A 24259-nucleotide genomic window follows, 5' to 3' on the forward strand; every position below is an offset into this window, starting at 1 on the left:
CCGCCCACGTTGCCCGGCGGCGCCCCCTCGCCCCCGCGCGATACGCTCGCCCATCACACCGGCCGGGCGACAGGGAGGGCGACACATGCGGGGCGCGGTTCCGAGGCCGTCGGCGGTTCCGCAGCCGCTGCGGAGCGACGACCCGCGGGAGGTGTCCGGCTATCCGCTGCTCGCGCGGATCGGCCAGGGCGGCATGGGCACCGTCTACCTCTCCCGCACCCGCGGCGGCCAGCCCGTCGCGCTGAAGCTGATCCGCGCCGAGTACACCCGCGGCCCGCAGGGGCCCGCCTTCCGCGAGCGTTTCGCCCGCGAGGTGGCCACGGCCCGCCGCGTCTTCGGCTACCACCTCATCCCCGTCGTCGACCACGACGCCGAGGCGGAGCTCCCCTGGCTCGCCACCCGCTACGTCCCCGGCCTCCCGCTCGACGACGCCCTCAGGGACCACGGCCCGCTGCCCGTCCCCACCGCCCTGCGGCTCGCCGCCTGCGCGGCGCACGCCCTGGCCGCCGTGCACACCGCGGGCGTCATCCACCGCGACGTGAAGCCGGGCAACATCCTGCTGGCCGCCGACGGGCCCTGGCTGCTCGACTTCGGCATCGCCCGGGCCGCGGGCGCCGCCACGCTCACCACCGTCGGCCGCCTCGTCGGCACCCCCCGCCACATGTCGCCCGAGCACGCGCTGGGCCGCGAGGTCACACCCGCCTCCGACGTCTTCACCCTCGGCCTGGTCATCGCCGAGGCCGCCTGCGGCCACCACCCCTACGGGCAGGGCAACGGCCTGGCCATCGCCGCGCGCATCGCCGGCACGGACCGCGAGCCCCCGGCCCTGGACGGCGTACCCGAACCGCTGCGCACCCTCGCCGCCCACTGCCTGGCCCCGCGCCCCGAGGACCGCCCGACGGCCGCCGAGACGGCCCGCCTCTGCGAGGCCGAGGCGGCGACCCCGCGCCCCCTGCGCGACTTCGCCGGGTGGCTGCCGGCGCCCGTGGCCGAGGACGTGCGGCGCATCGAGGCGGCGGCGTCCCGGCCGCCGGGCGCGGGCGTGCCGTTGGCGGAGGCGGAGACGGTCCGCGCCCTGCCGCCCACGGCGCCACTGACGGTGCGCGACGAGGAGTGGTCACGCCGCGTACGCCGTGAGACGTGAGGCGCCCGCCCGCGCACCGGCGGCTCAGCCGAGCTTGTCGACGGCCTGGTAGTACGTCCACGCCGTCCCGTCACACGTGGCCTTCGTGGCGCCGCTGTACCGAGCGCACACCCTCTTCAGATCCGCGTAGAAGGCACTGTCGACGCGGGCCTTGTTCGCGTCGAAGGTGCCCGCTTCCTTGTAGTTGCGGTAGCCGAAGTCGTGCCGGGCGCAGGACGTCTTGAAGGGAAAGCCGAGGGGGTTGTCGGGCGAGGTGGAGCAGTAGTCGGTGGTCCAGTTGAACTTGTACGCGCTCCAGGCGTCCCGGTTCGCGTTCGCCGAGACCCAGGCGTTGTAACTGCCCGCGTCGGTCCGGGTCCAGCGGCTGAGCACCTGCGCCTTGTCGGCCGGCACGGCGGCCGCCGGGGCGGCGGCGACCCCCAGCCCGAGAGTGAGGGAAGCTGCGCCCACGGCGAGGGCGGGGAGGCCGGGGAGGGCGGGGAGGGCGTGGAGTCGACGACGCATGGGAGTTTCCTCCTGCGGGGGGAAATGACGCTGACGGACGTGTCCGGAACGCGCTGCGCCCAACACGCCTTCACTGTCCAGTAGTTGACGTCGCAACACATGAAAGCGGCAACTACCACCCGGAAGTGGTCGCGAGCCCCGGCGGCCGGAACCGAATTCCCCTCACCCCACGGGAACTTCCCCCGGCATAAGCGTGTCGTAAGCTCTGAACGCTTCACGCGCCGCAGGCGTCGCGCATCCACCGGGGGAGGCTCCCAACCACCATGAGCAGCACAGAAATCCTCAGCCCCCTGGGGCCCCAGGACCCGAGAGAGGCCGCGGGCTACAGCCTCCTCGCCAGGATCGGCGAGGGCGGCATGGGCACCGTCTACCTCTCCCACACCCGCGGCGGCCAGCCCGTCGCGCTCAAGGTGATCCGCCGCGAGTACGGCCAGGACCCCGACTTCCGGCGCCGCTTCGAGCAGGAGGTCCAGGCGGCCCGCCGCGTGCAGGGCTACCACCTGGTCCCGGTCGTTGACCACGACACGAACGGCGAACTGCCGTGGCTCGCCTCCGCGTTCATCCCCGCCATCTCCCTGCACGACGCGCTCGCCGCGCACGGCCCGCTGCCCCTGCCCGCCGTCTTCCAGCTGGTCGGCTGCGCGGCCCGCGCCCTGACGGCGATCCACGCCGCGGGCGTCATCCACCGCGACCTCAAGCCCAGCAACATCCTGCTGGGCTCCACGGGCCCGTACGTCATCGACTTCGGCATCGCCCGCGCCGCCGACGCCACCCAGCTCACCCAGTCCGGCGGCCTGATCGGCACCCCGCAGTACATGTCGCCCGAGCACGCCCTCGGCGAGCAGGTCGGCCCCGCCACCGACGTCTTCTCGCTCGGCCTGATCGCGGCCGTCGCCGCCACCGGACGCCACCCCTACGGCGACGGTGGTGCCATCACCATCGCCGCGCAGATCGCGAACACGGCCCACCGGCCACCGCAACTCTCCTCGTACGACGACGAGTTGCGGCCCCTCCTGGAGCGCTGCCTCGCCGCTGACCCGGCGGACCGGATCGGGGCGGGCGAGCTGGCCGAGTGGTGCGAGCGGGCGGCCGGGCGGCCCCTGGCCCAGTTCGACGGCTGGCTCCCGCAGCCCCTCACCGCCGAGATCGCCCGCCGCGAGCAGTCGGCCCAGAACCCGCCGCCGACACCCTCGCAGGCCCCGGCCGCACCCCCCACGGCCCCGCCCCCGCCGGCCACCGGCTACGGCTACCCGCAGGCCCCCGGCACCCGGCCCCCGCAGCCCGGCCCCCACACCTTCGACCTGGCCCCGCAGCCCGCGGCCCCCGCCCCGAAGCCCCGCGGCCGCGGCCGCTTCGCCCTGATCGCCGTCGCCCTGGTCATCGCGGTCGGCGCGGGCGCGGCCGCCGCGGTGTGGGTGGTGAACAAGAACGACAAGGGCGACGACGCCGCGAAGAAGCCCGAGCGACAGACGTCGGCGCCGTCCAACACGGACAAGAAGCCCGACGGCGGCGACCCGGTGGCCGACCCCACGGCGGACCCGACCGCCCCGCCCGCCGACACGACGTACACGCTCGTCTTTGAGAACAAGCCGATGACGCTGCGCACACCGTCCAGCTCCCTGGCCTACACGTACATCGACCTCGATGCCCCGAAGGTCGACCCGACGGCCTCCATGGACAGCGAGGAGACCGACTTCCGCGCGGCCTACCAGGAGCTGACGTTCGAGCACCCGATGGGCAAGGCGTCGGGCGCCACCCCCAAGCAGTGCCGGGAGGGCGCGGAGCAGAACCCGTTCCGGGAGACGCTGTCGGGCGACGCGATCAACAGGAACGGGCAGATCGTCAAGGGCGACCGTCTCTGCATGGTCACCGGTGAGGGCAACCTCGCCATGTGGACGATCACAGGCGTGGAGGCCCCGGGCGACCCGGACTACCTCCCCGACCTCAAGGGCAGCGTCACCCTCTGGAAGCCGGGCAGCTGAACCGCCGTACGACGAGGGGGCGCCCCGAGCCGCAAGGCCGGGGCGCCCCCTTTCACGTAACGCCTACCGCCGATGACGGCTACGAATGCGTGCGCAGCAGCGTCCGCATCGTCCGCATCGCCACCGAAAGGTTCGCCAGGTCGAACGCGTCCGAGCTCTGGATCTCCTCCAGCGTCGCCCGCGCCCGGCTCAGGATCGGCGCGTTCTTCTCCTCCCACGCCTTGAAGCGCTCCTCCGGCGTGGACGCGCCGTTTCCGGCGTCGAGGACGTCCGCCGTCAGCGCCGCGTGCGCCGCGTACAGGTCCTCGCGGATGGAGGCGCGCGCCATGGACTGCCAGCGGTCGGCCCGCGGCAGCTCGATGATGCGGTCCATGAGCTGGGTGATGCGCAGCCGGTCGGCGAGGTCGTAGTAGACCTCGGAGACGGCCATCGGCTCCTTGCCCACCCGGTCGGCGACCGCGACGATGTCGAGCGTCGGGAAGGCGGACGAGAACCCGGCGACGCGCTGGGCGAGTTCGTCGGGGACGCCCGCGGCCGTCAGTTCGTCGCGGATGCCCTGGTACCACTCCAGGTCCGAGCCGCGCAGCAGGTTCGGCAGCTCGTCCCAGACCTGGGCGACGCCCTCGCTGAAGAAGGCGATGGTCTCGGCGAGCTGGAGCGGCTGCGGCCGGTTGTTGAGCAGCCAGCGCGCGCCGCGCTCGACGAGACGGCGCGAGTGCAGCCGTACGCGGGTCTGGACGTCGGCGGCGACGACGTTGTCGAGCGCTTCGACGGCGTCCCAGACCTCGCTGAGGCCGAAGATCTCGCGGGCGGCCAGCTGGGCCCGCACGATCTCCTCCAGCGAGGCGCCCGTCTCCTCGCGCAGCCGGTGCAGGAAGGTCGAACCACCGGTGTTGACCGTGTCGTTGACCAGGACGGTCGTGATGATCTCGCGGCGCAGCGCGTGCCCGTCGACCTGCTCGGGGAACTTCTCGCGCAGCGCCTTCGGGAAGTACGCGTGCAGCAGACGCCGCAGGTACGGGTCGTCGGGCAGCGTCGTCTGGATCAGCTCGTCGGCGGCCGTGATCTTCGTGTAGGCGAGGAGGACGGCCAGCTCGGGCTGGGTCAGGCCACGCCCGGAGTTGAGCAGCTCGCGGATCTGCCGGTCGTTGGGCAGGAACTCCAGGCTCCGGTCGAGGTGGCCCTGCTTGCCGAGGCGCCGCATGAACCGCTGGTGGGCGTGGAGCAGGGACGGCGACTGGGCGACGGCGTTGGCCAGGGCGGTGTTCTGCGCGTAGTTGTTGCGCAGCACGAGCTGCCCGACCTCGTCGGTCATCGCGGCGAGCAGCTTGTTGCGCTGCTTGACGGTCATGTCGCCGTCGGTGACGACCGCGTTGAGCAGGATCTTGATGTTCACCTCGTGGTCGGAGGTGTCCACGCCCGCGCTGTTGTCGATGGCGTCGGTGTTGATGCGGCCACCGGCGCGCGCGAACTCGATGCGGCCCAGCTGTGTCAGGCCGAGGTTGCCGCCCTCGCCGACGACCTTCACGCGCAGGTCGGAGCCGTTGACGCGGATCGCGTCGTTCGCCTTGTCGCCGACGTCGGCGTTCGACTCGACGGACGACTTCACGTACGTACCGATGCCGCCGTTCCACAGCAGGTCGACGGGGGCCTGGAGGATGGCACGCATCAGGTCGGCCGGGGTCATCTTGGCGACGCCGGTCTCGATGCCGAGGGCCTCGCGGATGTGGGCGTTGAGCTGGATCGCCTTGGCGGAGCGGGGGAAGATCCCGCCGCCGTTGGAGAGCAGCTTCTTGTCGTAGTCGGCCCACGAGGAGCGCGGCAGCTCGAAGAGGCGGCGCCTCTCGGCGTAGGACGTCGCGGCTTCCGGCTTCGGGTCGATGAAGATGTGCCGGTGATCAAAGGCGGCGACCAGCCGGATGTGCTCACTGAGCAGCATGCCGTTGCCGAACACGTCACCACTCATGTCACCCACGCCGACGACCGTGAAGTCCTCGGACTGCGTGTCGCAGCCCAGCTCCCGGAAGTGCCGCTTGACGGACTCCCAGGCGCCGCGGGCGGTGATGCCCATGCCCTTGTGGTCGTAACCGGCGGAGCCGCCGGAGGCGAACGCGTCACCGAGCCAGAAGTCGTACGACTGAGCGACCTGGTTCGCGATGTCCGAGAACGTCGCCGTGCCCTTGTCGGCGGCGACGACGAGGTAGGTGTCGTCCTCGTCGTGGCGCACCACGTCCGAGGGCGGCACGACCTCACCGGCGACGAGGTTGTCGGTGATGTCGAGGAGGGCGGAGATGAACGTCTTGTAGCAGGCGATCCCCTCCGCCAGCCACGCGTCCCGGTCCACCGACGGGTCGGGCAGCTGCTTGGCGACGAAGCCGCCCTTGGCGCCGACGGGCACGATGACGGTGTTCTTCACCATCTGTGCCTTGACCAGGCCGAGGATCTCGGTACGGAAGTCCTCGCGCCGGTCGGACCAGCGCAGACCGCCGCGCGCGACCTTGCCGAAGCGCAGGTGCACGCCCTCGACGCGGGGCGAGTACACCCAGATCTCGTACGCGGGACGGGGCGCGGGCAGGTCGGGGATGGCCTGCGGGTCGAACTTCATGGAGACGTAGGTGTGCGGCTCGCCGCTCTCCGTCTTCTGGAAGAAGTTCGTGCGCAGGGTCGCCTTGATGACGGTGAGGAAGGACCGCAGGATGCGGTCCTCGTCCAGCGAGGCGACCTGGTCGAGCGCGCCGTCCAGCTCCTCCAGGAGGCCGTCGGTCAGCTCGGTCCCGGCGCGCTGGCGGTCGGGCGACATGCGCGCCTCGAAGAGCGAGACGAGCAGCCGGGTGGTGTGGACGTTGTTGCGGAGGGTGTCCTCCATGTAGTCCTGGCTGAACATGGCGCCGGCCTGGCGCAGGTACTTGGCGTAGGCCCGCAGGACCATCGCCTGGCGCCAGTTGAGGCCCGCGCGCAGCACCAGCGAGTTGAAGCCGTCGACCTCGGCCGCGCCGGTCCAGGCGGCGGCGAAGGCCTCCTGGAAGCGCTCGCGGCCGTCGTCGGCGAGGTAGTCGCCGCTGCCGTTCGGGGACTTGGGCATGCGCAGCCCGAAGTCGTAGATCCACGCGTGCGCACGGTCGGCGCAGCGCAGCTCGTACGGGCGCTCGTCGGTGACCTCGACGCCGAGCCGCTGGAGGACGGGCAGCACCGCGGAGAGGGAGACCTGCTCGCCGGAGCGGTAGATCTTGAAGCGGCGCTCACCGGGGCCGGCGCCCACCGGCTCGTACAGGGAGAGCGCGAAGTCCTTGTCGCCGTGGCCGAGCTGCTCCAGGTGCTGGAGGTCGGCGACGGCGGCGCGCGGCGTGTGGTCGGCCTTGTACCCCTCGGGGAAGGCGGTGCCGTACCGGCGCAGCAGCTCGGCGGCGCGCTCCTCGCCGCACTCGGCGGTCAGCGCCTCGGCGAAGCCGTCGGCCCAGGAGCGGGCGGCGTCGACGAGCCGTCCCTCGATGCGCTCGATGTCGGCGTCGGAGAGGTCGGGGACCTCGGCGCCCTTGGGCACCCTGACCACGAAGTGGATACGGGAGAGAATCGACTCGGTGTTCCAGGCGGTGAAGTCGACGCTGGCGCCGTTCAGCTCTTCCTTGAGGATGTCGATGATCCGCAGCCGGACGCCGGTGGTGTAGCGGTCGCGCGGCAGGTAGACGAGCGCGGAGTAGTAGCGCCCGTACTCGTCCTTGCGCAGGTAGAGCCGCAGCCGACGGCGCTCCTGGAGGTAGAGCACACTCGTGACGATGGACCGCAGCTCATCGGCGGGCGTCTGGAAGAGCTCGTCGCGCGGGTAGGTCTCCAGGATCTGGAGCAGGTCGCGCCCGTCGTGACTGTTGGCCGAGAAACCGGCGCCCTTCAGCACCTCGGCGACCTTGCGGCGGATGACGGGCACACGCCGCACGGACTCGGTGTACGCGGCGGACGAGAAGAGCCCGAGGAAACGCCGCTCCCCGACCACATTGCCCTCGGCGTCGAACTTCTTCACACCGACGTAGTCGAGGTAGCTGGGGCGGTGCACGGTCGCCCGGCTGTTGGCCTTGGTCAGGACGAGCAGCTTGTGCTCACGGGCCTTGGCGCGCGCGTCGGCGGGCAGCCGGTTGAAGGAGGGACTGACCGGGTGGTGGTCGTCGCCGTGGTGCGGGTCGGCGCGCAGGATGCCGAGGCCGGTGCCGGGGACGGCGGCGAGGGAGTCGTCCTCCGTGAGGCGGTACTCGCGGAAGCCCAGGAAGGTGAAGTGGTTGTCGGCGAGCCACCGCAGCAGCTCGCGGGCCTCCTCCACCTCCTGGTCGCGCAGGTCGTCCGCGGTGGGCTCGGAGGGCAGCTCGTCGGCGATGCGCAGCGCGGCGTCGCGCATCTTCTCCCAGTCCTCGACCGTCTCGCGTACGTCGGAGAGGATCCGGAGCAGATCGGCGGTGATCTGCTTCAGGTCGGCGCGGTCGGTCTCGCGGTCCATCTCGACGTGGATCCACGACTCGACGAGCGCGTCGTGCGGCCGCTCGGCGCCCGCCTCGGCGGGCAGGACCTCCAGGAGCTTGCCGGTCACGTCACGGCGTACGACCATCTGGGGGTGGATCACCACGTGGATGCCGCGGCCCTGGCGGGAGAGCTCGTTGGTGACGGAGTCGACGAGGAAGGGCATGTCGTCGGTGACCACCTCGACGACGGAGTGGCTGCACGTCCAGCCGTTCTCCTCGACCGTCGGGGTGTGGACGCGCACGTTCGCCGTCCCCTGGGGGCGGTTCTCGGCGAGCCGGTAGTGGGAGAAGGCGGCTCCGAAGACGTCGACCGGGTCGCGGTCGGCCAGGTCCTCGGGGGCGGTGTGCAGGTAGTAGCGCTGGAGGAACGCGAGGGCCATGTCCTGGTCTGGCGTGGCCCCGCTCGTCGTCCCGGTCGGTGCACCACTCGGTAGGCGCCCCCCGACCGGGCTGTTCTCAGCTACCCGGGCGGCCCGCGCGAGCAGCTCGGTCTTGGCTTCGTCCAGCTTGGTCTGCATTGTCCTCTGACTCCTGTCGCGCGCCGTTGCGTGACGTAGAAGGAAGTGATGTGACGTAACGCCGCGGCACGGGGTCTCCGGCCGGAATCGACGTTATGCCGCGGTGCGGGAAGAGCGGTCGGCTTTCCGCCATTTTCAGCACTTGGACTGACAATCGGCCTGCCCGGCCCGGGCCGCACCGCGAAGAAGCGTCAGCGAGGCCCCGGGCACGGACGTCCTCCGTGTACCCCGGGCGCAGGGCGGAGGCACCTATGCCTCCGCGGGATATCGCGCTGATCACGGGTCAAGGCTATCGCTCCGCACCCGGTCGGAGTCATGAGCCGTATGTGTACAAAAGCAGGGTCGGAACATGGACACTCTGCACAGTGCGCAAGCGGAAGCTAAGCCTCCGCCAGGTGTACGGAGCGCACGAAGACCTCGAGCCCCCTGCTCAGGCGACGAACCGCTCCGCCACGACCACGGCCTCCTCCAGACTGTCGACCACAGGCACCCCCACCGTCTCCAGACTCGCCCGGCTGTGCGAACCGCCGGTGTAGAGCACGGCCCGCGCGCCCACATGCGCGGCGGCGACCGCGTCGTCGACGGCGTCCCCGATCACGACGACCCGCTCGGCGGCGGCGACGACGCCCTCCAGGGCGGCGAGGTGCCGCACCATCCGCTCGGCCTTGCCGGCGTGCGAGTCGTCGGTCCGCCCGTCGATCCGCACGAATTGCTCCTGGATCCCGTGCCGCCGCACGATCGGCACGAGGTGCTCGTGCGGAGCCAGCGACAACAACGACTGCGTACGCCCGTCGGCCCGCCGCTCGGCGAGCAGCCGCGCGGCCCCTTCGGCGAGCCCGCAGGTCTCCGCCCGCGCCCAGTAGTGCTTGTGGAAGACGGCGTCCATGAGCCGCCACTCGGCGTCACTCGGCAGCCGCCCCATGAGCCGCTCGTAGAACCGCGGAATCGGCACGCAGTACAGCTCGCGGTACCGCTCCAGCGTGATCGGTTCGATCCCGATCTCGGCGAAGGAGGCGTTCGTGGCCTCGATCACCGCATGCATGTCATGCAGGAGCGTCCCATTCCAGTCCCACACGATGTGCGCCCCGCGCCCCGTTGTTCCCATCCCCAAAACGTACCCTCGCCCACCGACACCGGAAGCACCACACACGGCACCAGAGAGAGCCGCACCCGCGTACGCCGGAAGGCGCCGGCGGGAACCCGCACCGCGAGGCCACGGGGAGAGAACCCGAACAGGGACGCCCCGCACCCGCGTACGCACCGAAGGGGACGCGGGGGTATGTGCGCGCGGAGCACAGTGGTGGTGCTCCCCGGGCCGATGAGCACCCGGGGCCCAAGACCGAGATGGCGAGCACGTACATACCCCCGCGGCCCCGCCCCGAAAGCGAACCGAGGGCGCGGACACCACCCCAGCCGCGCACCCGCACACCCGCGCGGGCGCGCACCCGCGCACCCGCCTCAGCCGATCAACCCAGGAATCTCCTGCGTCGCGAACCACAGCAGCTCATGATCCTCCGCCCCGTCCACCACGAACCGCGCGTCCTCGTCCCCCATGTCCGCCGCCCCCAGCGCCGCCGCGGCCGCGGCCACATCCCCCTCCGCGTCCCCCGCGTCCACATGCACCGCCGCCACCTTCCCCAAGGACAGCGCCCCCGCGACCCGCACCTCCCCGAGCGCTCCCTGATCGAGCCCCCGGTCGGGATCCGCCACGGCCGCCCCGTCCGGCACATCCACCGCGAGCACGACCCGCCGCCGCGCCGCCGCGGGATCCCCCGCCACCAACCGCAGCGACGCCGCGGCCGCCCGGTTCAACGCCGCGTACTCCAGCTCCTCGATGTCGTCCGAGACGTACCACTCCCGCAGAGCGGGGGTCACGGCGTAAGCGACCAGCGGCCCGGGCCCCACCTCCCCCGCCTTGTACGCCTCAGCGAGCCGGGGCAGGGTCAGAGGAACGTAGACGCGCATGTACGGGACCGCTTTCGCTCGCGTCCGCCGAGACGGACCTTCGTGGCCGTAGAAGAGCTCCAGGATACGTGCGGGGGTCCCCGATCGAGGCCCCCTCACCGCCCGCGAAGCCGTCCACCCCCGTCCACGGTTTCACCCGGCACCACCCCGAGAACACCGCCTCCCCGCCTCCCCCGCCCCCTGATAGGGGAACCCCGACCGCCTCCCCACCCGGCCCCGCACACCTTGCACACCACCACCTGCCCCCCGTACAAGATCCCCAACAGAAAGTTACCCACCGGTACGAAGGAGGCATCCCATGCGCAAGGTGATGACCAGGCCCCGCCCCCGCCCCTCCGCGTCCCGCCCGCCCACGGGCCGCCCACCGACCCGCGGTGACGCACGCCGCCCCTCGGACCACCGCCCCTCCGACCGCCGACCGAGGACGGTCCCGGCCCAACCGCCCCCGCACCCCACGGAGGTCTTCGCCGAACGCCTCCTCCTCGTCCTCAGCGGCCAACGCCCCCTGCACTGGGCGGCCCGCCACATCGCCAACACGGCGTACGACGAGCTGGCCCGCCTGGCAGAGCTCAACCCGCTCCGCACGGACGGCCACCGCCCCACGCTCCAGCGCGTCGGCCACTATCAGCCGCACCCCGACGCGTACGAGGTCTTCGCCCGTGTGGCGACGGGCCCGAGGCTGCGCGCACTGGCGTTCCGCCTGGCCCTGGGACCGGACAGGAGGTGGCGCTGCACGGCGGTGGAACTGGAAACGGGAAGGCAGTGAGAAGCGGAGGCAGCGAGAAGCAACGGCGGTGCGGACAGCGAGAAGCGGAGGCAGTAAGAAGCAACGGCGGTGCGGACAGCGAGAAGCGGAGGCAGTAAGAAGCAACGGCGGTGCAGACAGCGAAAAGGGGCCGGAAACAAAACCCCGGCCCCTCCGACCACGTCACGTCATACGAAACGCCGACGCCCCGCTACTTCTTGCGACGCCGCCCGCCCTTCTGAGCCTTGCGCCGCTCCGCCCGAGTCATCCCGTCCGCCTCGGACCGCACACCCGAACCATCCGTGGTGAAGTCGCCCTCGTCGACGCCGCCCTCGGCGTTCGGCGCCTGGAAGTGCAGCCGGTCGGGCCGCTGCGGGGCCTCAAGACCCTTGGCGCGGATCTCGGGCCGCGACCCGGCACCCGCACCCGCACCCGCCGGAACCGCGTCCTGCACGCCGCCCTTGGTGAGCGAGGTGGCCGCCGCCGCGTCCTCGACCGGGACCTCCTCGACCTGCTGCTCGACCTGGACCTCCAGGTTGAACAGGTAGCCGACGGACTCCTCCTTGATGCCGTCCATCATGGCGTTGAACATGTCGAAGCCCTCACGCTGGTACTCGACCAGCGGGTCCTTCTGCGCCATGGCACGGAGGCCGATGCCCTCCTGGAGGTAGTCCATCTCGTAGAGGTGCTCACGCCACTTGCGGTCGAGCACCGACAGGACGACCCGCCGCTCCAGCTCCCGCATGATCTCGGAGCCGAGCTGCTCCTCACGCGCGGCGTACTGCTCGTGGATGTCGTCCTTGATGGACTCGGAGATGAACTCGGCGGTCAGCCCCGCGCGGTCGCCCGCCGCGTCCTCCAGCTCCTCGACGGTGACCTTGACGGGGTAGAGCTGCTTGAAGGCGCCCCACAGCCGGTCCAGGTCCCACTCCTCGGCGAAGCCCTCGGCGGTCTCGGCGGCGATGTACGCGTCGATGGTGTCGTCCATGAAGTGCGCGATCTGCTCGTGCAGGTCCTCGCCCTCCAGAACGCGGCGACGCTCTCCGTAGATGACCTCGCGCTGGCGGTTGAGGACCTCGTCGTACTTCAGGACGTTCTTACGGGTCTCGAAGTTCTGCTGCTCGACCTGCGACTGGGCGGAGGCGATGGCGCGCGTCACCATCTTGTTCTCGATCGGCACGTCGTCGGGGACGTTGGCCATCGACATGACGCGCTCGACCATCTGCGCCTTGAAGAGCCGCATCAGGTCGTCGCCGAGCGACAGGTAGAAGCGGGACTCGCCCGGGTCGCCCTGACGGCCGCTGCGACCACGCAGCTGGTTGTCGATACGGCGCGACTCGTGCCGCTCGGTGCCGAGGACATAAAGACCACCCAGGGCCTTGACCTCCTCGAACTCCTCCTTGACGGCACGCTCGGCCTTCTCCAGAGCGGCCGGCAACGCGGCGGCCCACTCCTCGACGTGCTCGACGGGGTCGAGGCCGCGCTGACGCAGCTCCGCCTCGGCGAGGTCGTCGGGGTTGCCGCCGAGCTTGATGTCCGTACCACGACCGGCCATGTTCGTGGCCACCGTCACGGCGCCCTTGCGGCCGGCCTGGGCGACGATGGTCGCCTCACGGTCGTGCTGCTTGGCGTTCAGCACCTCGTGCTGGATGCCGCGCTTGGAGAGCTGCTGCGAGAGGTACTCCGACTTCTCCACGGACGTCGTGCCGACCAGGATCGGCTGGCCCTTCTCGTGCTTCTCCGCGATGTCGTCGACGACGGCGGCGAACTTCGCGACCTCGGTGCGGTAGATCAGGTCGGACTGGTCGACGCGGACCATCGGCCGGTTCGTCGGGATCGGCACGACGCCCAGCTTGTAGATCTGGTGGAACTCGGCGGCCTCGGTCATCGCCGTACCGGTCATGCCGGAGAGGCCGCTGTCGTAACCGTCGCGCTTGTAGAGGCGGAAGAAGTTCTGGAGGGTGATCGTGGCGAGGGTCTGGTTCTCGTCCTTGATGTCCACCCCTTCCTTCGCCTCGATCGCCTGGTGCATGCCCTCGTTGTAGCGGCGGCCGGCGAGGATACGGCCGGTGTGCTCGTCGACGATCATGACTTCGCCGTCGATGACGACGTAGTCCTTGTCCTTCTTGAAGAGTTCCTTGGCCTTGATGGCGTTGTTGAGGTAGCCCACCAGGGGCGTGTTCACCGACTCGTAGAGGTTGTCGATGCCCAGCCAGTCCTCGACCTTGCTCACGCCGGACTCGTGGATGGCGACGGTGCGCTTCTTCTCGTCGACCTCGTAGTCGCCGGTCTCCTCGATGCCCTTGAGGGGGTTGCCGGGCTCGCCCTTGGTGAGGCGGGTGACCAGCTTGGCGAAGTCGCCGTACCACTTGGTGGCCTGGTCGGCGGGGCCGGAGATGATCAGCGGCGTACGGGCCTCGTCGACGAGGATCGAGTCGACCTCGTCCACGATCGCGAAGTTGTGGCCGCGCTGCACCAGCTCGTCCTGCGACCACGCCATGTTGTCGCGGAGGTAGTCGAAGCCGAACTCGTTGTTCGTGCCGTACGTGATGTCGCAGTTGTACTGCTCGCGGCGCTGGGCCGGCGTCATGTTGGCCAGGATGCAGCCGACGCTCAGGCCCAGGAACTTGTGGACGCGGCCCATCATCTCCGAGTCGCGCTCGGCCAGGTAGTCGTTGACCGTGATCAGGTGGACGCCCTTGCCGGAGAGGGCGTTCAGATACGCGGGCAGGGTGCCGACGAGGGTCTTGCCCTCACCGGTCTTCATCTCGGCGACATAGCCCATGTGCAGCGCGGCGCCGCCCATCATCTGGACGTCGTAGTGGCGCTGGCCCAGGACGCGCTTGGCGGCCTCACGGACCGTCGCGAAGGCCTCGGGGAGGAGGTCGTCGAGCGTCTCGCCGTCGGCGAAACGCTCCTTGTATTCCTGGGTCAGTGCGCGCAGCTCGGCGTCGGAGAGGCTGACGAAGTCCTCTTCGATGGAGTTGACCTGGTCCGCGATGCGGTGCAGCTTGCGCAGGATCTTGCCTTCGCCTGCACGCATGATCTTCGAGAGGACGGACACGGGGGTTGGTCTCCTTGCCGGTCGGGCCTGGCATGGTCGGTTTTACTCGTCGGGCAACGGCCATCGTATGCGAGGACCCGGCCGCCCCGGGAGGTCTGCCATGAGGTCAACGGGCGAGGGGCGCCGAAGGTGCCGGGTCGTCCCCATGAGGTGGTGACGACAGGCCGGTAACGAGGTGGTGACGACAGGCCGGTAAAAACACTGGCCCCCTGCACAGGGCCCCCGCATCATCACTTGATGGAGCCCGTCACACTCACCACCGAACGCCTCTGCCTGCGCGTCTTCGCCCCCGAGGACATCGACGAGGTCCACGAGGCCTGCCAGGACCCCGACATCCAGCGCTGGACCTCGATTCCCTCGCCGTACGCGCGCGTGGACGCCGAGAACTTCATCCTGCGCGTCGTGCCGAGCCAGTGGCAGACCGACTCCGAGTACACCTTCGCCGTACGCCTCCGCGGCGGCGGCCCCCTGATCGCCGCGGCCAGCCTGCACCACCCGCGCTCGGGCACCTGGGAGGTCGGCTACTGGACGGCCAAGGAGCAACGGGGGCGCGGTTACACGACGGAGACCGTGCTCGGCCTCGCCCGCTGGGCGTTCACGGACCTGCGCTGCACCCGCCTGGAGTGGCGCGCGGAAGTCGGCAACACGGGCTCCCGGGCGGTCGCGGAGAAGGCCGGCGTCACGGTGGAGGGCGTACAGCGCGCGGGCCTGCTGAACAAGGGCACGCTCCGTGACTGCTGGGTGGGCGCCCTGTTGCCCTCTGACCTAGGCAGGGAGTCCCCGCTCCCGTACCTGCCCGCGCGGCCTTGAGGCGGGGCGGGATTCCGCCCCCGTCTGTCAGTGCCGCCGCCTATCGTTTCGACCATGACGAGCCTGCCGCGCCCTGCCATCGAACCGCGCCCCGCCATCGAACTCACCGCCGGCGAAGCCCGCCGCATCGCGCTGCGTGCCCAGGGTTTTCTCGGCGCCCCGGACCGCAGGTCGGGCGTGCGGGGTGTCCTGCGGCATCTCGGCGCGGTCCAGCTCGACACCATCTCCGTGCTGGCCCGCTCGCACGAACTCATTCCGTACGCCCGCCTGGGCGCGGTGGGCCGCGACACCGTCGAGGCGGCGTACTGGACCGAGACCCACGCCTTTGAGTACTGGTCGCACGCCGCGTGCATCCTGCCCGTCGAGGAGTGGCCGCACTTCGCCTTCCGCCGCCGCGCCTACCGCTCCCGTCCGCACTGGCACCACGACCTGCCCGACGCCGCGTATGACCAGGTCATCAAGCAGCTGCGCGCCGAAGGCCCGCTCACCGCCACGGAGTTGGGCGGCGCGAAGAACAAAGGCGAGTGGTGGGACTGGTCCGAGTCGAAGATCGCCGTCGAGCGCGCGCTGATGTACGGCGAGGTGGTGTGCACCGAGCGCCGCTCCTGGAAGCGGGTGTACGACCTGGCGGAGCGCGCGATCCCGGACGCGCTGCTCCACGACGAGCTGAGCGACGCCGAGTGCCTGCGCCGCCTGGTGCGTCTGGCCGGTGAGGCGCTGGGTGTCGGCACGCGCGCGGACATCGCCGACTATCACCGTCTCAAGGGCGAGCAGTTCGACGCGGTGGTCGCCGACTCGGGCCTGGTGCCGGTGACGGTCCAGGGCTGGTCCAAGCCGGCTTGGGCGGACCCGAAGGCCCTGGAGACGACACCGCGCGGCCGACACCGTACGACGCTGTTGTCGCCGTTCGACTCCCTGATCTGGGAGCGGGCGCGCACGGAGCGGATCTTCGGCTTCACCCACCGCCTTGAGGCGTACGTGCCCAAGCCCAAGCGGATACACGGCTATTTCGCGATGCCGCTGCTCGCCGGCGGCAAGCTCCTAGGCCGGGTCGACCCCGCGCGCGAGGGGACCACGCTGGTGGCCAAGCAGGTCACGCTCGACACCCCGAGGGCGGTAGGGCCGATGGCCCAGGCGCTGAGGGAGGCGGCATCCTGGGTCGGCTGTGATTCCGTACGGGTGGAGCGGGTGAACCGTCCGGAGCTGACGGCCGATCTGGTGCGCGCCCTTACCTGATCTCCAGGATCTTCTCCCGCATGGCGTACACCACGGCCTCCATCCTGGAATGCAGTTGCAGCTTCTCCAGGATGTTGCGCACGTGGTTCTTCACAGTGTTCTCGGAGATGAACAACTCCTTGGCGATATCGCGGTTGTTCATCCCGGTGGCGACCAGCTTCAGCACTTCCAGCTCGCGATCCGTCAGCCGGGGCGCGGGCACGAGTCTGCGCTCGTCGGTGCGCTGGATCATCGACTTGAACTCCGTGAGCAGCTTGGAAGCCATCGACGGGCTGATCTGCGACTGGCCGTCGGCCACCGCGCGAATCGCGGTGGCCACCTCGTCCGTGGAGATCTCCTTGAGGAGATAACCGGTGGCGCCCGCCTTGATCGCGTCGTAGAGGTCGGCCTCCTCGTCGCTGATCGTCAGCATGATGATCTTCGCGCTGGGCGCCACCTCCTTGATGGAGGTGCACGCCTCGATGCCGCCGCGCTTGGGCATGCGTACGTCCATGAGCACGATGTCGGGCAGCAGGTCGGCGGCCTTGTCCACCGCCTCGGCGCCGTCGCCCGCCTCGCCCACCACCTGGATGTCCTCTTCGGCGGCGAGGACGATCTCCAGGCCGCGGCGGAAAAGGGCGTGGTCATCCACCACAAGCACCCGGATGGGCTCCTTGCGTGGGGCGCCCGCGTCCGTGCCGATGCCGATGCCGTCGTCGGCACCCTGGTGACGCATCGGTCCGAAGCTGTCCGCCATCGTTCCTCCCCCATGAAGGCCGTGGCCTGTTGTGCCTCTGCTGCGCCAACCGGAGGCGGCAGCACGCCGGTTGGCCGGCCCGCCCATGATTTCATGTCCGGCGCCGCTCCGGTGCGCGCACTGGTCGCACGATGGTGCCCCTGGGGGCGCATACGCGCTCCAGGGGCACCGGCACGGCGGTCAGGGACCGGCTGCGGTCAGCCGCCGAGGGCCCCGCCTCCGCCACCCGTCTCGACGTTGGCGACCATGGGGTCGGTGTTGAGGCGGATGACGCCGTAGTCGTAGGCGTGCCGCCGGTAGACGACGCTCGGTTCCTTGGATTCGGAGTCGACGAACAAGTAGAAGTCGTGTCCGACCAGTTCCATCTCGTAGAGGGCCTGGTCGAGCGACATGGGCGCCGCGACGTGCGTCTTCTCGCGGACCACGAGGGGGCCTTCGCCCTGGATCTCCAGCGAGCCGATCTTCTTGACCGGTACGCCGTCGGGCTCTTCGTCACGCGCGAGGGTGCCGTCTCCGTTGAGGTACGCCGCGTCGGGGACCCGCTCGGCGACTTCGGCGGCGGAGAGCCTGCCGGTGCCGCGCCGGTTGTGGCGCTTCTCGTGCTGCTTGCGCAGCCGGGCGTCGAGCTTGGCCGCGGCCAGGTCGAGCGCCGCGTACGGATCGGCTGCCGCGGCCTCGGCGCGAATGACGGGCCCGCGGCCGCGGAGGGTGATCTCCACGCGGTCGGAACGGTCGGCCTGACGCGGATTGGTTTCCTTGGACACCTCGACGTCGAGGCTGATCACCTTGCCGTCGAGCCTCTGGATCTTGTCCAGCTTCAGCTTCTCGGCCACGTGCTTGCGGAACCGCTCGGGCACCTCGGTCTTGCGGCCCTTGACGACGATGTCCACGCAGAACTCCGTTCCCGGATCGCTCCGCTTCGGTGGCGGAGCATCTCCCTTTTGCACCAGGCCCCGGTGACTCCCGGAGCCTCGGACTCGGTGACTTCCACCTCCTCCCCCGTGGGCAAGATCTCCACCCCACCGGCCCGGGTGATTGCAAACCACGGTCCGGCATTCCGATATGCGAGGCGCGGCGTTCGCCATTCCTCACAACCGAACATATCTCGCCCGGGCGGAAGTCGTCACCCTCTACTGCGACGTACCTCCATTCAGGTGTATCCACCCTCTCATCACCTGCAACGAAGCAAGTTCCCCATCAGTTCCGGTTTATTTGAAAAGAACCCGGTGTAGCGGCGACAACGGCCGCGATGATCTCGTTCTCGCAGCCCATCGCATGCCTTCCTACAGCAACGGTTCCCCGGCCCCGTACGGCTTCCGCTCGCGTGTTCTCTTTCATGGGCACGGCACGTATCGCGAGCACGGCACGGAGCGCGCGCACGGCCTCCGTCAACGAGGCACCGGTGGTCATGAGGTCGTCCACGACCACGATCCGCCCGACGCCGGCTCCCATGAGCAGCCGGCCGCCCCCGGCGGTCACCTCCAGGGCGCCTGCCAGGTTGGCCTGCCGCTGCCGGGAGTCGAGCCCCGACTGATCGGTCACCGCGCGCCGTTGACGCAGCACCGCGAGCACCCGCGCCGGGGTCCCCGCTCGCCGCAGCTCACCCGCGGCGGCGAGCGCGATCCGCCGCGCCGGGTCCTGACCACGCGCCCGCACCGAGGCACGCGACGACGGCACGGGCACGAGTGACAACGGCACCGCCGTCGGCGTCGGCGTCGGCACCATGCGCCCCTGTGATCCGCCGTGAATGCCGTCTACCCACGATCGAGCGGCCGTATCACCTCGATGCGGGCTTTCCGGTGATGTGGGCGTTCCGCCCCGCAGACCGGCACGCACGGTTTCGGCCAGCGCCGCCCCCAGAGGCCTGGCGAGCCCCAGAGCGCCCCGCTCCTTGTGCGCGAGCAGCACGGCCCGCACCGCGTCCGCGTACGGCGCGGCCGCGTGCACCACTGGCAGTCCCGGCGGCTCGGGCACCGGCCGCACCCGGCACGGCGCGCTCCCGCACAGGGCGGCCCTGCACGCGGCGCAGAGCAGAGCCCGGGGCCGCCCGCAGCCCCCACACTCGGCCGGCAGCACCAGGTCGGTGAGGTCCTGCCACCACCCCCGCATGCCCCCACTGTGCCAAGGCACCGGCAGCGCGACCACCCCTGTGGAAAACCCCCTGTGGATGACGGCCCCCAGCCCCCGTCTCACCTCACCCCGGGTAGACCGGGGAGGACCCCTGCTTCACCACCGTCTGCCACTGCGACCCCGTCGGCAGCCGCACGATCCCGTCGTCCGAGTGGGCCACCAGCGGCTGCTGGTCGGTCTCGGACGCCGCGATCTCCTTGACACCCGTCAGCCCCGGCAACGTGGTGCCCGAGAGCACCGAGCCGTCGCACTGGACGTACCGCATCTGCTGGACTCCGCCGGACTCCCGGCCGACCACCACGAGGCGGCTGCCGCCCGCCCACGACATGGCGGTGACCTCCTCCATCCGGGGAGCCGCCGGGGTCGGGTCGAGCACCGAGATACGAGGCTGCGCCTTCTCACCCTGCTTGTCCTGCTCGCCCCGCTCGCCCTGCTCACCCCGTTCGACCCGGCCGATCCACAGAGACGTCTTGTCGTCCTTCTTCACCAGCAGCGCGATACGGACACCGTCGGCCGACACCCGCACCGCCTCGATGCGCCCGTCGAGGCCGGGCACCTCGACCTCGACCGGTTCGCCCTCGCCCCGGTCGAGCCAGAGCAGCCGCGCGTGCCTGGGATCACGGTCGGCCACCCAGAGGTCGCCCCGGCCGTCCCAACTGGGCGTGGAGAGACGGTCGTCCTCCGCCTTCGCCTTGCTGCGCACCTGCGCCTTGCCGAGCGTGTCCTCCCCGAACAGCGACCCCGTGTACAGCGACTTCCCGTCGAGCGACACCCCGGCCGCACGCTTCTCGTCACGGGAGACCGCCGCCGAGCGCAGCGGCTGGTCCCCGGTGCCGAGGATGCCGTTCACCGGCTCCGGGGCGGCGGTGCTCCCGGCGTTGGCCGGCATCCGCACCAGCCGGTGCTTCTCGTCGATGAAGTACTGGTAGCCGGGCCGCTCCGCGTCGCGATGCACCGCGACGCTCTCGACGTGGTTCTGGCTCAGGACACAGAGCATCGAACCGTTGGAGCGCTGCAACGTCACCTGCTCGACCCCCGAAGGGGTCAGATCCTGCAACGTGAAGAGCAGCTGCGCCGCCATCTCCCGGCACCGCGTCTGGCTGGCGCCGTCGGCCTGGCTGTTGAGCTGCACGGTCAGCCGGTTCTGGTCGTCCGGCGTCAGCGACTTTTCGGGGTCCTTGAGCCGCGTACCGCTGTCGAACCTCGAATCGACCACCTGATCGAGCCAGTTGGTCGGCCCCTCAAGCAGCGCCTTCACCGTCTCTGTCAGCGGATCGATCCGCTGACGTATGTAGATGGGGTCGGCGACGAGTCCCGTCGAGCCATTCGCGCCCGCCCCCGAAGGACCGGCGTAGTAGTACTTGTTGACGGAACGATAGATGCGCTGGAAGTCCGATTCGCCGAGCACCACTCCGGGCGGCGGCCTGTCGATGCGCCACTCCTTGCGGCCCGGGCCGCCCACCTGGCTCAGATGCACGGACTGGCTGTAGGTCGCCTCTTCGGGCCGGTACGCGTGCTGCTTGTCCACCTCGGCGACCTGTCGGCCCGTCAGGGAGAAGCGGCTGCTGCCGTCGGTCTCGTTGCCGACGTTGCCCGCGTCCGTGTTCGGGCCGTCCGCCAGGACCGTCGTGGACGCCTCCGGGTCCCACGCCTTCGACGCGCTCTTCGTCAGATACTTGCGGGCCATCGCGAACTGCGGGTCATCACTGGTCAGCGCCTCCAGGAAGCCCTGCACGATCTCCACGGGCCGCGCGCCCTCGCGCGGCGGCATCGCGTAGACGCGGACCTGCGACTGCGAGTCCGGCCGCTGCGAGGCGTCGACGGACTTCAGGTTCCCGCTGTCGGGCATCGAGGCGCAGCCGGCCAGGAGCGCCCCGCACCCGCCCAGCAGCAGTCCGGTACGCAGCGGACGCCCCCGGCGCGCACGACGGCCGCGCCGCCCCTCCCGGTCAGCGCCCACGAGTGCTCCCCCCTTCCCTCGCCGAACCGACCTCCGACTCAGCTCCTGACTCCGCCTGCGCCTGTACGAGGCCGTCCTCCGGTGGCTGGGACCACGGCTGGGACCGCGGCTGTGGCTGTTGCTGTGACCGCGGCTGTGAACCATCGCCACGCACGCCGTCGCCACCCGCCACGTCACTCTCCGGCTCGTCGTCCGCCGCCCGGCGCGACACGACCCGCGCCCCGCTGCCCGGCAACGCCGTCGGATCCACCGCCCCGGCCTGCGCCGGCCGCGGCGCTATCGGCCCCTTCGCCGGCACGGGCGGCGGCACCCTCTCGGACCCGGCGGGCATCTGCGCGGGCACCGTCGCAAGCTTGTTCCCACCGCCGACCGGCAGCCCCGCGTCGTTCAGCCCGCGGTGGCGCCGGGAGTCCTCGGGCTCCAGCGGTATCGGCGACCCCCGAAGCGGCTCGTCCGCCGTCCTCGGCAACGTAAGCCTGAACTGCGATCCACCCCCCGGCTCACCCCACGCCTGGAGCCAGCCGCCGTGCAGGCGCGCGTCCTCCAGGGCGATGGACAGTCCGAGCCCCGTACCCCCGGTGGTACGCGCGCGTGCCGGGTCCGCCCGCCAGAAGCGGCTGAACACCCGGGTCGCCTCGCCGGGCTTGAGCCCCACCCCGTAGTCCCGCACCGCCACGGCCACCGCGCCACCGGCGGCGGCGAGCCGCACCACGACGTCCTTGCCCTCGCCGTGCTCCACGGCGTTGACCACGAGGTTGCGCAGCACCCGCTCCACGCGCCGGGCGTCGGCCTCGGCGACCACGGGCTGCTGGTCCCCGACGACTCGTATGTGCGTTCCCTTGCGCTCGGCGAGCATCTCCGCGCCGCCGACGACCCTGCGGACGACCTCGCGGAGGTCTATCGCCTCCGCCTCCAGCGCGGCCGCCCCCGCGTCGAACCGGCTGATCTCCAGCAGGTCCGCGAGCAGCGACTCGAACCGGTCCAGCTGATCGGCGAGCAGCTCAGCCGACCGCGCGGTCACGGGATCGAAGTCCACCCGCGCCTCATGGATGACATCGGCGGCCATCCGCACCGTCGTGAGCGGCGTCCGCAGCTCATGCGATACGTCGGAGACGAACCGCCGCTGCATCCGCGACAGCTCCTCCAGCTGCTGGATCTTCAGCTGGAGGTTCTGCGCCATCTTGTTGAAGGCTTCACCGAGCCGCGCGATGTCGTCCTCCCCGGTCACCTTCATACGTTCCTGAAGGCGCCCGGCGGACAGCCGCTCGGCGATGCCGGCCGCCATGCGCACGGGCGTGACGACCTGGCGCACCACCAGCCAGGCGATGGCGCCGAGGAGCACCACGACGAAGAGCCCGGCGGTCGCGAGGGTGGTTCTGACGAGGTTGAGCGACTCCTCCTCCTGCGTCAGCGGGAAGAGGTAGTAGAGCTGGTACGGATCGCCGTTGAGGTCGTTGAGCCGCTTACCGATGACCAGGCCCGGCTGCGGTTCACGTCCGTCGTCGTAGACGATGCGCGTATTGGCCTGGAGGACCTCCGTGCCCTTGTCGACCCGGCCGCGCAGCTCCTCCGGCACGCTCAAGATGGGCTCCACGCCACCCGAGGCCCGCGAACCGCGCACACTCCCCGCGTCGCTCGTGGACGTCAGCGTCACCACGGCGAACGCGTTCTGACCGCCGCTGGAAAGCTGCTCGACGAGGTCCGACATCCACACGGCGGCGTTCCGCCCGTCGACTGTACTGCCGTCGGGTCCCTGCCCCTGGCCCTGCTCCGTGCTCTGCCGCGCGGCGTTGACACTGTCCTGAGCCGCCCGGAAACCTCCGTCGGCCTGGCTCTGCGACGCCTTGACCTTGGCCTTGAGCAGGCCGTTGTTCACGGAACTCATGACGGCGAAACCCAGCATGAGGACCACGCCGAGCGACATCAACAAGGTTGTGACGACGACCTTGAGCTGAATATTGCGCCGCCACAGCCGCACGGCGGGCAGCAACGGCCGGCGCACCCAGCGCACGAAGAGACGCAGCACAGGACTGCCCTGCACCCCGCCCTGCAACAGCAGCCCACCGTCGACCAGCCGCCCGAACCGGGACGCGCGCCGCGCCGGTCCAGTCCGCCCCGAGCGAGCCCCCGGATCCCCGGACGCCGTGGAGGAACTGTCCCGGGACACGTCAGCTCGGTCCGGCCTTGTAACCGACACCTCGGACGGTCACCACGATCTCCGGCCGCTCCGGGTCCCGCTCGACCTTGGACCGAAGCCGCTGGACGTGCACGTTCACCAGACGGGTGTCCGCCGCGTGCCGGTAGCCCCAGACCTGCTCAAGGAGTACCTCACGCGTGAACACCTGCCACGGCTTGCGCGCCAGCGCCACCAGCAGATCGAATTCCAGCGGCGTCAGCGCGATCGACTGCCCGTCCCGCTTCACGGAGTGCCCCGCCACATCGATGACCAGGTCACCTATGGCCAGCTGCTCCGGCGCGGGCTCCTCCGACCTCCGAAGCCGCGCCCTGATCCGGGCCACGAGCTCCTTCGGCTTGAACGGCTTGACGATGTAGTCGTCGGCTCCCGACTCCAGACCGACCACCACATCCACGGTGTCGCTCTTGGCGGTGAGCATGACGATCGGCACCCCGGACTCCGCCCTGATCAGGCGGCACACCTCGATGCCGTCGCGACCCGGCAGCATCAAGTCGAGCAGCACAAGATCCGGCTTGGCCTCCCGGAAAGCAGCCAGCGCCTTGTCGCCATCAGCTACGAACGACGGCTCAAAACCTTCACCACGCAGCACAATCCCGAGCATCTCGGCCAGTGCGGTGTCGTCGTCGACGACAAGGACTCGTCCCTTCATGCCTGACATCATCCCATTCTCGTAACAGTGACTGGGCCGCTGGTGAGGCAGGTCACTGACCTGTGACGATAGTCGTATCGGGCCCTCACTGTCTGCGGCGATCCCCGGCTGCCG

The 24259-nt window shown here is 70.5% G+C and carries 16 protein-coding genes; 5 read left to right on the forward strand and 11 right to left on the reverse strand.

Annotated features, from left to right (window positions below; all coding sequences use genetic code 11):
- Positions 1–85 precede the first annotated feature (85 nt).
- On the forward strand, positions 86–1144 hold the full coding sequence (locus ACOBQB_RS24230) for a serine/threonine-protein kinase (protein WP_423594230.1): 1059 nt from the start codon (positions 86–88) through the stop codon (positions 1142–1144).
- Between the two features lie 24 nt (positions 1145–1168).
- On the opposite strand, the gene ACOBQB_RS24235 is transcribed toward ACOBQB_RS24230, so the two are convergent.
- A complete protein-coding gene (locus tag ACOBQB_RS24235) occupies positions 1169–1648 on the reverse strand; it encodes a phospholipase (protein WP_423594231.1) in 480 nt (159 codons plus the stop codon).
- Between the two features lie 263 nt (positions 1649–1911).
- On the opposite strand from ACOBQB_RS24235, the gene ACOBQB_RS24240 reads away from it, so the two are divergent.
- Complete coding sequence (locus tag ACOBQB_RS24240; protein WP_423594232.1) at positions 1912–3630, forward strand: serine/threonine-protein kinase; 1719 nt, start codon at positions 1912–1914, stop codon at positions 3628–3630.
- Positions 3631–3709: 79 nt separating this feature from the next.
- Here the strand turns inward: ACOBQB_RS24240 and ACOBQB_RS24245 are convergent, their stop codons facing one another.
- From ACOBQB_RS24245 to ACOBQB_RS24255, 3 genes are all read right to left on the reverse strand, one after another.
- The gene (locus tag ACOBQB_RS24245; RefSeq protein ID WP_423594233.1) at positions 3710–8653 is read right to left on the reverse strand and encodes an NAD-glutamate dehydrogenase; all 4944 of its coding nucleotides are present in this window, start codon (positions 8651–8653) and stop codon (positions 3710–3712) included.
- Between the two features lie 430 nt (positions 8654–9083).
- Positions 9084–9758, reverse strand: coding sequence for an HAD family hydrolase (locus ACOBQB_RS24250; RefSeq protein ID WP_423594234.1), 675 nt, complete (start codon positions 9756–9758; stop codon positions 9084–9086).
- 353 nt (positions 9759–10111) lie between these two features.
- A complete protein-coding gene (locus ACOBQB_RS24255; protein ID WP_423594235.1) occupies positions 10112–10618 on the reverse strand; it encodes a DUF6912 family protein in 507 nt (168 codons plus the stop codon).
- Between the two features lie 298 nt (positions 10619–10916).
- On the opposite strand from ACOBQB_RS24255, the gene ACOBQB_RS24260 reads away from it, so the two are divergent.
- Entirely contained in the window at positions 10917–11384 is a 468-nt protein-coding gene (locus ACOBQB_RS24260; protein ID WP_423594236.1) for an Rv3235 family protein, read from the forward strand.
- Positions 11385–11574: 190 nt separating this feature from the next.
- On the opposite strand, the gene secA is transcribed toward ACOBQB_RS24260, so the two are convergent.
- Complete coding sequence (gene secA / locus ACOBQB_RS24265; protein WP_423594237.1) at positions 11575–14427, reverse strand: preprotein translocase subunit SecA; 2853 nt, start codon at positions 14425–14427, stop codon at positions 11575–11577.
- Between the two features lie 237 nt (positions 14428–14664).
- Between secA and ACOBQB_RS24270 the strand changes: the two genes are divergently transcribed.
- Positions 14665–15237: a GNAT family N-acetyltransferase gene (locus ACOBQB_RS24270; protein WP_423594238.1), complete on the forward strand. Its 573-nt coding sequence runs from the start codon at positions 14665–14667 to the stop codon at positions 15235–15237.
- Between the two features lie 54 nt (positions 15238–15291).
- Entirely contained in the window at positions 15292–16473 is a 1182-nt protein-coding gene (locus tag ACOBQB_RS24275; RefSeq protein ID WP_423594239.1) for a winged helix-turn-helix domain-containing protein, read from the forward strand.
- Here ACOBQB_RS24275 and ACOBQB_RS24280 read toward each other — a convergent pair.
- The 6 genes from ACOBQB_RS24280 to mtrA all read right to left on the reverse strand — a co-directional run bounded on the left by ACOBQB_RS24280 (position 16466) and on the right by mtrA (position 24157).
- Positions 16466–17209 (reverse strand): response regulator, encoded by a 744-nt coding sequence (locus tag ACOBQB_RS24280; RefSeq protein ID WP_223774957.1) that lies wholly within the window; start codon positions 17207–17209, stop codon positions 16466–16468. The genes ACOBQB_RS24275 and ACOBQB_RS24280 overlap by 8 nt on opposite strands.
- Positions 17210–17406: 197 nt before the next feature.
- Complete coding sequence (gene hpf, locus ACOBQB_RS24285) at positions 17407–18099, reverse strand: ribosome hibernation-promoting factor, HPF/YfiA family (protein ID WP_423594240.1); 693 nt, start codon at positions 18097–18099, stop codon at positions 17407–17409.
- 307 nt (positions 18100–18406) lie between these two features.
- On the reverse strand, positions 18407–19318 hold the full coding sequence (locus tag ACOBQB_RS24290) for a ComF family protein (protein WP_423594241.1): 912 nt from the start codon (positions 19316–19318) through the stop codon (positions 18407–18409).
- Positions 19319–19403: 85 nt separating this feature from the next.
- Positions 19404–21299, reverse strand: a complete 1896-nt coding sequence (locus tag ACOBQB_RS24295) for an LpqB family beta-propeller domain-containing protein (RefSeq protein ID WP_423594242.1) — start codon at positions 21297–21299, stop codon at positions 19404–19406.
- Positions 21289–23466 carry an MtrAB system histidine kinase MtrB gene (mtrB, locus tag ACOBQB_RS24300; RefSeq protein WP_423594243.1) on the reverse strand — a complete coding sequence of 726 codons (2178 nt, stop codon included), beginning with the start codon at positions 23464–23466 and terminating at the stop codon, positions 21289–21291. The genes ACOBQB_RS24295 and mtrB overlap by 11 nt, the downstream gene beginning before the upstream one ends.
- Before the next feature lies 1 nt (position 23467).
- Positions 23468–24157 carry a two-component system response regulator MtrA gene (gene mtrA / locus ACOBQB_RS24305; RefSeq protein ID WP_189176211.1) on the reverse strand — a complete coding sequence of 230 codons (690 nt, stop codon included), beginning with the start codon at positions 24155–24157 and terminating at the stop codon, positions 23468–23470.
- Positions 24158–24259 lie beyond the last annotated feature (102 nt).

It is taken from the genome of Streptomyces sp. G5(2025) (genome assembly GCF_049542075.1).
GTDB lineage: Bacteria > Actinomycetota > Actinomycetes > Streptomycetales > Streptomycetaceae > Streptomyces.

What these genes read in the sequence shown, in the direction of transcription:
- ACOBQB_RS24230 (WP_423594230.1), top strand. Translation starts at nt 86, where the DNA reads ATGCGGGGCGCGGTTCCGAGGCCGTCGGCGGTTCCGCAGCCGCTGCGG.
- ACOBQB_RS24235 (WP_423594231.1), bottom strand. Translation starts at nt 1,648, where the DNA reads ATGCGTCGTCGACTCCACGCCCTCCCCGCCCTCCCCGGCCTCCCCGCC.
- ACOBQB_RS24240 (WP_423594232.1), top strand. Translation starts at nt 1,912, where the DNA reads ATGAGCAGCACAGAAATCCTCAGCCCCCTGGGGCCCCAGGACCCGAGA.
- ACOBQB_RS24245 (WP_423594233.1), bottom strand. Translation starts at nt 8,653, where the DNA reads ATGCAGACCAAGCTGGACGAAGCCAAGACCGAGCTGCTCGCGCGGGCC.
- ACOBQB_RS24250 (WP_423594234.1), bottom strand. Translation starts at nt 9,758, where the DNA reads ATGGGAACAACGGGGCGCGGGGCGCACATCGTGTGGGACTGGAATGGG.
- ACOBQB_RS24255 (WP_423594235.1), bottom strand. Translation starts at nt 10,618, where the DNA reads ATGCGCGTCTACGTTCCTCTGACCCTGCCCCGGCTCGCTGAGGCGTAC.
- ACOBQB_RS24260 (WP_423594236.1), top strand. Translation starts at nt 10,917, where the DNA reads ATGCGCAAGGTGATGACCAGGCCCCGCCCCCGCCCCTCCGCGTCCCGC.
- ACOBQB_RS24270 (WP_423594238.1), top strand. Translation starts at nt 14,665, where the DNA reads ATGGAGCCCGTCACACTCACCACCGAACGCCTCTGCCTGCGCGTCTTC.
- ACOBQB_RS24275 (WP_423594239.1), top strand. Translation starts at nt 15,292, where the DNA reads ATGACGAGCCTGCCGCGCCCTGCCATCGAACCGCGCCCCGCCATCGAA.
- ACOBQB_RS24280 (WP_223774957.1), bottom strand. Translation starts at nt 17,209, where the DNA reads ATGGCGGACAGCTTCGGACCGATGCGTCACCAGGGTGCCGACGACGGC.
- ACOBQB_RS24290 (WP_423594241.1), bottom strand. Translation starts at nt 19,318, where the DNA reads ATGCGGGGGTGGTGGCAGGACCTCACCGACCTGGTGCTGCCGGCCGAG.
- mtrA (WP_189176211.1), bottom strand. Translation starts at nt 24,157, where the DNA reads ATGATGTCAGGCATGAAGGGACGAGTCCTTGTCGTCGACGACGACACC.